The organism is Candidatus Babeliales bacterium (assembly GCA_035288105.1).
In the GTDB taxonomy this organism is placed as follows: domain Bacteria; phylum Babelota; class Babeliae; order Babelales; family Vermiphilaceae; genus SOIL31.
Genome location: DATEAY010000009.1, coordinates 1 through 3281 on the forward strand (window position 1 = coordinate 1; position 3281 = coordinate 3281).

Sequence of the window (3281 nt, forward strand, 5' to 3'; positions counted from 1 at the left end):
ATTAAATCTTACCGAAGAAAGGGGGTGAAATATGGGTCATAAAGAGAAAAAAGCTTATCTTGCGGCAATACGTAAACGATATCGCAAAGGTAATAAAGAATTAAAAACTAGGATCTTAGATGAGTTCTGTGCTGTCTGTAAATATCACCGTAAATATGCTAGCAATTTGCTTTGGCAACCATTTAGAAAAAAGAGATCCAAAACCAAAAAAAGAGGCAAAAGATCAATTTATAACCAAAGCTATATTCTTGAACCTCTAACTAAGATTTGGCTTTCCACCAATCAAATGTGCAGCAAGAAATTAAAAGCAGCGCTACCAATATGGCTGCCATTTTATGAAGATGAATATGGCCAATTATTAGAGGAATCTAAAAACAAGCTCTTGGTGATAAGTGCTTCAACAATTGATAGACTGCTTAAACCAAATAAAGCTAAGTTTAAACGTAAAGGGTTATGTGGAACCAAACCAGGATCTTTATTAAAAAACCAAATTCCTATTCGTACTGATAATTGGGATATAACCAAACCTGGTTTCTGTGAGGCTGATACTGTTGCTCATTGTGGTAATTCTTTAAGTGGAGACTTTGCTTGGAGCCTTACGCTTACTGACATTTATAGCGCTTGGACTGAGAATCGAGCTATTTGGGGTAAAGGATCCCAAGGAGTGCTTGAACAAATTCAAGACATTGAATCAAAACTACCATTTCAGTTATTAGGCTTTGATTGTGATAATGGTTCAGAGTTTTTGAATCACCACTTAATCCGATATTTTAGTGATCGTCCTAAAGCGAAGCTGGTGCAATTTAGTAGATCTCGACCTTACCATAAAAATGATAATGCTCACGTAGAACAGAAAAATTGGACTCACGTGCGACAACTCTTTGGGTATGATCGTTTTGATAAAAAACCGCTAATACCGTTAATGAATGATCTATATCGAAAAGAATATAGCTTATTACAAAATTACTTTTGTCCAACTATGAAGCTGCTATCTAAAGAAAGGGTAAATTCAAAATATCGTAAGAAATATGGTATTCCTCAAACTCCATATCAAAGACTACTAACAAGCGATCATATCCATCCAGATGCCAAGCAAAAGCTAACCAGAATCTACGAATCGTTAAATCCGTTTATATTACGCAGAAATATTGAAACCAAGTTAAAAAATATTTTTAATTTGATTTAATCTTTTAATAGAATTTATCAACAAAGATATTGCCACTATCTAATCTAAAAGCTACCATGGCAGAAATAAATTTGTCGCAAGTTATGCTGCGAGCTTGTTTTTATTGCCGTAAATTTTAAAATTTTTGGCAAAAACCTGTGGATATGTGGATAACTTACAAGAAACGTAAGTTCCTATATTCCCAAAAATTTAGGAACGAGGATCTTGCAAAGACCAAAAACCTCTTTTTGACGTTTTGTTAATTCTGCAACTAATATCTTATCTGTAAAAACTTTACACTTTAGATTACGCATCTGCAACAATGCTTGCTCTACAGTATATTTAGATTCTAATTTTTGACGCAATTGCACAAATATAACCAAAACAATAAACTGTAAAAATAAATATCCACGTATAGTTTCATCATTATGACGTCTAATAGGTAGCGAATCTAAATCATCTTTCATAAAACCAAACACTTGCTCTACAGATTGGCGCATGTAATAACATGATATAACTTTTTTAGCTTCAATATTTTTAGAACTAACAAGCACCATGACTCCGCAATTATTTAGTTTTATTTTTGTCTTTGTCTTATCGATATCCTGTTCATCCTCCTTTAATTCTAGGTATTCATTTATCTGTTCACCAATCTCTTTGCTTTTACGCATAGGATCTAATACAACATAAGCGTATGCTCTATGTGCATATAAATCTATCTCTACTTTTTTTATAAACAATATGCGCTTATTATATTTGACGGCGTATTCGATATTTTCCAGATCTTTAACTTCTTTATCTACCAATTCTTTATATATTGCTCGCGATGACGGTATTCTGGTAAGAAAATCAATTTTTGAATTATATAATTCCCCAATATTTTCAGCAGAAAAATATCCAGCATCAATCAAAACAAAGCTGTTTTTTACTCCCATGCTTTGTAATTCAGTTATAGTGTTTCGTAGAGTTGAAATATCTGATAAATTTCCTGGCAAATATCTATAAAACAACGGCATTTTTTGTTCTTGATCAACAACACACAAAAAACGAAACTGTTTTTCAATATGACTGTCTGAGTAGCCCCAAGCGTTAAACCCACTATTAATCTGATTTGGTAAACTAGTTGCATCTATGATTATGCTTTTTTCTATGCCGCCAACAATTTTTAAATATTGTTCAAAAAAATTTCTTTGTAAATTTTCAGATCCTAAAAATGATAAAATTCTGCTAATATTTTGTGAGGATAAGTCTATATCTTTGTGTAGCGCACTTACAATATTGGCTTCTGACCAACTAGAGGCATTATACATAGCAGATTGTATGCACAGCCTATAGCAGATCAGCGGTATTATTTCTTTATACTTACGTATCATTAGCGAATCAATCAAAGGAAAAATACTTAAACTTTTTACAAATTCATTTAACAAATAACCGTCGCCAAAGTCCAAAATAAGTTTTTCTTTAGTTCGTTCGATTTTATCTGTGATATTATTATCGCCATCAACAGCTCCTAAATACTTAGTTTTTCTTCTAGATTGTTTTAATTCAGTATTCCAATAAGAAGTAACTTCATAAGCATATTTTTTATTTTTTACTGTTTTGTATATTGTATAGCTCATAATATTCCTCGTTCCTATATAGGAACGAGAATACCAGACAAAATAATACATGTCAATCATTGAAAATGCTTATTTTGAAACGGGTTGCAGCAAATGTCAGTTAAACCTAGTTCCTAAATTTTTGGGAATATAGGAAAATGCTAAGGTTAGTTACAGCATATATGATGCGCTGATGAGCGGATTTGCGTTCAAAAAGTGATGTTTGAATTAAAGTAGTATCATACGATTGGTGTGAAGTGATTAGTAGCAACAATAATAGGTGTTATGGCCGCTACGGTTCGTTTTTAAACACTCATTCTAAATTAGGGTCATTTCGTTAGAGCTTGGAATCGAATGTTGCTTTATGGTTCTTATTCAATAACCACCACCATATCGGTATAATGTGTACAGTATATTTGTTATTACCATGGTGTAATTGTTCAGTAGAAATTTTATCATTTTCAGTTAGAACGAGACCTTGTTTTAGACCATAGTTTTCCATAGCCTCAATTAATCCT

General features: G+C 32.4%; 3 protein-coding genes. 1 reads left to right on the top strand and 2 read right to left on the bottom strand.

Features of this window, described 5'->3' with window-relative positions:
• Positions 1–31: 31 nt before the first annotated feature.
• Positions 32–1186, top strand: a complete 1155-nt coding sequence (locus VJJ26_00390; protein ID HLC06618.1) for an ISNCY family transposase — start codon at positions 32–34, stop codon at positions 1184–1186.
• 173 nt (positions 1187–1359) lie between these two features.
• Here VJJ26_00390 and VJJ26_00395 read toward each other — a convergent pair whose 3' ends face one another.
• Positions 1360–2784, bottom strand: a complete 1425-nt coding sequence (locus VJJ26_00395) for a transposase (protein HLC06619.1) — start codon at positions 2782–2784, stop codon at positions 1360–1362.
• 316 nt (positions 2785–3100) lie between these two features.
• The coding region (locus VJJ26_00400) for a hypothetical protein (protein ID HLC06620.1) at positions 3101–3281 on the bottom strand (181 nt) is incomplete at its 5' end.